The sequence below is a fragment of the Streptomyces sp. NPDC059900 genome, assembly GCF_050270335.1.
In the GTDB taxonomy this organism is placed as follows: domain Bacteria; phylum Actinomycetota; class Actinomycetes; order Streptomycetales; family Streptomycetaceae; genus Streptomyces.
In genome coordinates, this window is the sequence record NZ_JBNNJZ010000544.1 from 1 (window position 1) to 5,375 (window position 5,375).

At 73.1% G+C, this 5,375-nt stretch carries 6 protein-coding genes and 1 pseudogene; 4 read left to right on the forward strand and 3 right to left on the reverse strand.

Going from position 1 to position 5,375, the window contains the following annotated elements:
- Positions 1-279, reverse strand: a 279-nt coding sequence (locus tag ACQKIP_RS38580; protein ID WP_427745214.1) for a maleylpyruvate isomerase N-terminal domain-containing protein, incomplete at its 3' end; no start/stop codon positions are given.
- A 270-nt stretch (positions 280-549) separates the two neighbouring features.
- On the opposite strand from ACQKIP_RS38580, the gene cbiE reads away from it, so the two are divergent.
- The 3 genes from cbiE (at position 550) to ACQKIP_RS38595 (ending at position 3,082) form a co-directional block, all read left to right on the forward strand.
- Positions 550-1,812, forward strand: coding sequence for a precorrin-6y C5,15-methyltransferase (decarboxylating) subunit CbiE (gene cbiE / locus ACQKIP_RS38585; protein WP_365856022.1), 1,263 nt, complete (start codon positions 550-552; stop codon positions 1,810-1,812).
- Complete coding sequence (cobM, locus tag ACQKIP_RS38590) at positions 1,809-2,558, forward strand: precorrin-4 C(11)-methyltransferase (RefSeq protein WP_365856024.1); 750 nt, start codon at positions 1,809-1,811, stop codon at positions 2,556-2,558. The genes cbiE and cobM overlap by 4 nt, the downstream gene beginning before the upstream one ends.
- 65 nt (positions 2,559-2,623) lie before the next feature.
- Positions 2,624-3,082: an N-acetyltransferase gene (locus tag ACQKIP_RS38595; protein WP_365856026.1), complete on the forward strand. Its 459-nt coding sequence runs from the start codon at positions 2,624-2,626 to the stop codon at positions 3,080-3,082.
- Positions 3,083-3,102: 20 nt separating this feature from the next.
- Here ACQKIP_RS38595 and ACQKIP_RS38600 read toward each other — a convergent pair whose 3' ends face one another.
- Positions 3,103-4,218 (reverse strand): cobalt-precorrin-5B (C(1))-methyltransferase, encoded by a 1,116-nt coding sequence (locus ACQKIP_RS38600; RefSeq protein WP_365856028.1) that lies wholly within the window; start codon positions 4,216-4,218, stop codon positions 3,103-3,105.
- Between the two features lie 11 nt (positions 4,219-4,229).
- On the opposite strand from ACQKIP_RS38600, the gene ACQKIP_RS38605 reads away from it, so the two are divergent.
- On the forward strand, positions 4,230-4,985 hold the full coding sequence (locus ACQKIP_RS38605) for a cobalt-precorrin-6A reductase (protein ID WP_365856030.1): 756 nt from the start codon (positions 4,230-4,232) through the stop codon (positions 4,983-4,985).
- Positions 4,986-5,001: 16 nt separating this feature from the next.
- Here ACQKIP_RS38605 and ACQKIP_RS38610 read toward each other — a convergent pair.
- Positions 5,002-5,375 (reverse strand): annotated as a pseudogene (locus tag ACQKIP_RS38610) (precorrin-3B C(17)-methyltransferase); the annotation flags it as partial.

The following is a 5,375-nucleotide window of genomic DNA, read 5'->3' on the forward strand; positions in this document are numbered from 1 at the left end:
GCCATAGGCGGCCGCGAGGCGGACGGTCAGCGCGTCGAGAGGGTCCTCGCCGGTCGGCGGCGTCGCGGTGACGTCCCAGTAGGTGAGCGCGTCGAGGGTCGGTTCCGTGTCGGCGGGGGTCACGAGGGTGATCAGGACGTCCTGGGCATCGACGATCAGATGGCAGGCCAGGTCCCGCACGAGCCAGCCGGCACAGCCGGACGGCCGCGCGAAGTCCTCGTCCGGGAGCTCGGCGACGGCCGCGCGCAATGCTGCCCAGGAGCTTGAGAAGAGATCCACGGCGCAAAGGTAATGCGGTGCCGCAAAGCCGGACAACCGTATTCAGCTGGTCGGCACATGCCCGTGGCACGGGACGGAGGCGCGTCGTCCGGCGACCGAGCGCGGTGCCGGGCGCGGTCGGCTCCCCGGGCCCCGGGGGCTACCTGGCCGGTGTGCGGAAGTGGCCGGACAGTAGAGTTCGGGTGCGTCAGCTCCCCGAACACCGAGGTACCGTCCGTGACCCCCGCATCCGCCGCGCACCCCCTCCCGCCTGCAGTGTTCCCTCCTGCGGTGAGCGTGGTGGGGATCGGCGCCGACGGGTGGGCCGGACTGCCCGGCGCGGCGCGTACGGCGCTTGCCGAGGCGCAGGTGCTGATCGGCGGGCAGCGTCAGCTGGATCTGCTGCCGGAGGAGTGCGCGGGGCGGCGCGTGCCGTGGCCCTCGCCGCTGCGCCCTGCCGTGCCCGGTCTGCTCGCCGCGCACGAGGGCAGCAGGATCGCCGTTCTGGCCAGCGGGGACCCGATGTTCTACGGCATCGGTCGGGCGCTCACCGAAGTGCTCGGTTCCGGCGGGCTGCGGATTCTGCCCCACCCGTCGTCCGTTTCGTACGCCTGCGCCCGTATCGGCTGGCCGCTGGAAGACACCGAGGTCGTCACTCTGGTCGGACGGCCCGCGGCCCGCCTTGCCGCCGCCCTGCACGACGGACGCAGGGTCCTTGTGCTCAGCGCGGATGCCACCACGCCCGCCGTCGTCGCCGAGCTGCTGCGCGAACAGGGCTTCGGGCCGAGCCCCGTCCGCGTCCTGGAACAGCTCGGCGGCGAGAACGAGGCGTGCGTCGAAGGAACCGCGCAGACCTGGGCGCACCCGCCGGGCGATCCGCTGAACGTCATCGCGATCGAATGCCGGCGCGACCCCGACGCCCTGCGTCTCGGTGCCGTCCCCGGGCTGCCCGACACGGCGTACGAGCACGACGGCCAGCTCACCAAGCGCCACGTGCGCGCCGCCACCCTCGGGGTGCTGGCCCCGGCCCCCGGCGAGCTGCTGTGGGACATCGGCGGCGGCTCGGGATCCGTGGCGATCGAGTGGATGCGCACCCACCCCTCCTGCCGTGCGATCACCGTGGAGCGCGATCCGGTGCGGGCCCGGCGCATCGAGGGCAACGCCGCACACCTCGGGGTGCCCGCCCTGCGCGTGATCACCGGTCGCGCGCCCGAGAGCCTGAGCGGACTGCCCACGCCCGACGCCGTGTTCATCGGGGGCGGTCTTACCGTGCCCGGCCTGCTCGACGCGTGCTGGGAGGCGCTGCCCGCGGGCGGGCGCCTGGTCGCCAACACGGTCACGCTGGAGTCCGAGGCGCTGCTCACCGAGCGATACCGCAGGCACGGCGGTGATCTGGTCCGCCTCGCCGTCGCGCACGCGGTGCCCGTCGGCGGCTTCACCGGCTGGCGCCAGGCGATGCCGGTCACGCAGTGGTCCGTACGCAAACCCCCGACGCCGCCCGCAGCGGAACCCGCCGCAGAATCCCCGGCAGAACCCTCAGGAGACAACCAATGACCGTGTACTTCATCGGCGCGGGGCCCGGTGCGGCCGACCTGATCACGGTGCGCGGCGCGCGTACGCTCGCCTCCTGCGGGGTGTGCCTGTACGCGGGCAGTCTGGTGCCCCGCGAACTGCTCGCCGAGTGCCCCGATGACGCGCGTCTGGTCGACACCGCGCAGCTGGACATCGACCAGATCACCGCCGAACTCGTCACCGCCCATCAGCAGGGCCACGACGTGGCCCGCCTGCACTCGGGCGACCCGTCCGTCTTCAGCGCCGTCAACGAGCAGATGCGGCGCCTGGACGAGGCGGGCGTGCCCTACGAAGTGGTGCCGGGGGTGCCCGCGTTCGCGGCCGCCGCGGCGGCGCTCAAGCGGGAGCTGACCGTCCCCACCGTGGGCCAGACCGTCATCCTGACCCGGATCGCCCAGCGGGCCACCGCGATGCCCGAGGGCGAGGACCTGGCCACGCTGGGCCGCAGCGGAGCCCTGATCGTGCTGCACCTGGCCGCCAAGTACGTGGACCGCGTGGTCGAGGAACTCCTGCCGCACTACGGCGCCGACTGCCCCGCGGCAGTCGTCGCCCTGGCCTCCCGCCCGGACGAACTCATCCTGCGCGGCACCCTCGACGAGATCGCGGCCCAGGTGAAGGCGGCGGGCGTGATCCGCACCGCCGTCATCATGGTGGGCCGCACCCTGGGCGCCGAACAGTTCCGCGACAGCCACCTCTACTCACCCGAACGCGACCGGCACGCTTGCTGAGAGTCGTTTGGCGGGGCCGGATTTATTCCTGTGCCCGCGCCGGAGCGGACCGATAGCTTCCTGGTATGTCTGAGCAGCCTTTCGTCCCCGACGACTTCGCCGTTCCCTCGGATCTTGCCGCCGAGGGGTTCCGTCTGGAGCCCCTCGGGCCGCAGCACAACGACGCAGATCATGACGCCTGGACGTCGAGCATCGAGTACATCCGTGCCACAGCTGATTTCCAGGGGCGAGGGTGGCCGCCTCCTGCCGGAATGAGCCCGGCCGACAATCTCCGGGACCTGGAAAGCCACGCGAGCGACTTCGAGAAGCGGGCCGGTTTCACGTACACGGTTCTCGACGACGCCGATGCGGTCATCGGGTGCGTCTACATCTATCCCTCGGACTCGACCGCGCACGTGACGGAGGTGCGCTCGTGGGTGCGCGCGTCCCGTGCCGATCTGGACGGGCCTCTGCGCGAGGCCGTGGGGGGCTGGCTGGCGTCCGACTGGCCGTTCGGGGAGGTCCGTTACCGGACAGGAGCGTAGGCGGGCTCGCGTGCAATCTCTCAGCGCACGCTGCTGCGGCCGACGACCGTGCCTGCCCGGTCGATGCAGATGACGTCCACGGCTACCGGCGCGCCCCGCAGGACCGCCAGCGCCTCGTCGCGGGCGGCCACGGCCACCAGGTCGCCGAGCGGGACACCCCGGGCCTGGCACAACTGGAGCGTGGCCAGGCCCGTGTTGGCGGTTTCCACCTCGGACGCCAGCGCCTCGTCCGCGCCGCCCCTGCGGGCGAGCGCGGCCAGGAAGGGCTTGTCGACCTGGGAGCGGGCCGAATGCAGGTCGAGGTGTCCGGCGGCGAGTTTGGAGAGTTTGGCGAATCCGCCGCACACCGTGAGGCGGTCCACCGGGTGCCGGCGCACGTACTTGAGTACCGCGCCCGCGAAGTCCCCCATGTCCAGGAGGGCGATCTCCGGCAGGCCGTACTCGGTCACCACCGTCTTCTCCGAGGTCGAGCCCGTGCAGCCCGCCACATGCGTGTGCCCGGCGGCGCGTGCCACGTCCACGCCGCGGCGGATCGAGTCGATCCACGCCGAGCAGGAGTAGGGCACCACGATCCCGGTCGTGCCCAGGATCGACAGGCCGCCCAGGATGCCGAGGCGGGGGTTCCAGGTGGAGCGGGCGATCTCCTCGCCGTGGTCCACGGAGACGGTGATCTCGACGTCACCCGAGCCGCCGTGCTCCGCGGCGACCCGGGCGATGTGGTCGCGGATCATCTGGCGCGGCACGGGATTGACCGCGGGTTCGCCGACGTCGAGGGGCAGCCCGGGCAGGGTGACCGTGCCCACGCCGGGCCCCGCCTTGAAGACCACGCCCGAGCCCGGCGGCTGCCGCCGGGCGGTGACCCGTACCAGCGCGCCGTGCGTCACGTCGGGGTCGTCGCCCGCGTCCTTGACCACTCCCGCGGTCGCCCACTCCCCGGCCAGCTCCTCGACGGCCAGGGCGAAAGCCGGTGTCTGGCCCTTGGGCAGGGTGATGGTCACCGGGTCGGGGAAGTCGCCGCTGAGCAGGGCGGTGTAGGCGGCCGTGGCCGCTGCGGTGGCGCAGGCACCGGTCGTCCAGCCGGGCCGCAGACCGGTGTGCTTGAGTTGGGCGCTGCGCCCGCCTTTCGCCTCACCCATGGATGGATCCGATGCACGTTTTGGTACTGGGCGGGACGACGGAGGCCCGCCGCCTCGCCGAGGCACTGGTGGAGACGCTGCCCGCCGCAGCGCAGGTGACCAGCTCCCTGGCCGGACGGGTGGCGAGCCCGAAGCTGCCGCCGGGCGAGGTGCGCGTGGGCGGCTTCGGCGGAGCCGACGGGCTTGCCGCATGGCTGCGGACACACGAGGTGAGCGCGCTCATCGATGCCACCCATCCTTTCGCCGAGACGATCAGTTTCAACGCGGCCGCTGCCGCCGCTGCCGCCCATGTTCCCCTGCTGGCCCTGCGCCGGCCCGGCTGGGTGCCGGGCGAGGGCGACACCTGGCACCCGGTCGGCTCCCTGGCCGAGGCCGCCGACGCGCTGCCCGCACTGGGGCAGCGTGTCTTCCTCACCACGGGGCGCATGGGGCTTGCCGCCTTCGCCGCTCTGGACCAGCTGTGGTTCCTCATGCGTTCGGTGGACGCCCCCGACGCACCGCACCCCGCCCGGATGGAGGTCCTGCTCGACCGCGGCCCGTTCACCCTGGAGGGGGAGCGCGAGCTGATCCGCCGCCATCGCATCGACGTCGTCGTCACGAAGGACAGCGGCGGCGCCGCCACCGCCCCCAAGCTGGCCGCGGCCCGCGAGGCCGGGATCCCGGTGGTCGTGGTGCGCCGCCCGCCGGTGCCCGGCGGCGTGAGCGTGGCCGGAACCCCCGAGGAGGCCCTGGCCTGGCTGCGCGCGCAGGGCGCCGGCCGGACCTAGCAGGACAACCGGAGCCCTAGCCCTGCGGGGAGCCGCCGGGCGCGTCCTCCGGGTAGCGGCGAGGCGTCCACACTATCTGCTGCCCGTCGCCCCGCTGCTCCCAGCGGGTCTGCGATGACCCGACGAGCAGGATCGTGCGCATGTCCACCTCAGCCGGATCGAGATCGGCGAGCCGCACGGTGCGCACGCTCTCGGCGGGGCCGCCGACATCGCGGCCGAGCACCACGGGCGTGTCCGGCGAGCGGTGTTCGAGCAGCAGGTCGCGCGCCTTGCCGACCTGCCAGGTCCGGCTGCGGGAGCCGGGGTTGTACAGCGCGAGCACCAGATCGGCCGAGGCCGCGGCCCGCAGCCGCTCCGCGATGACCTCCCAGGGCTTGAGCCGGTCGGAGA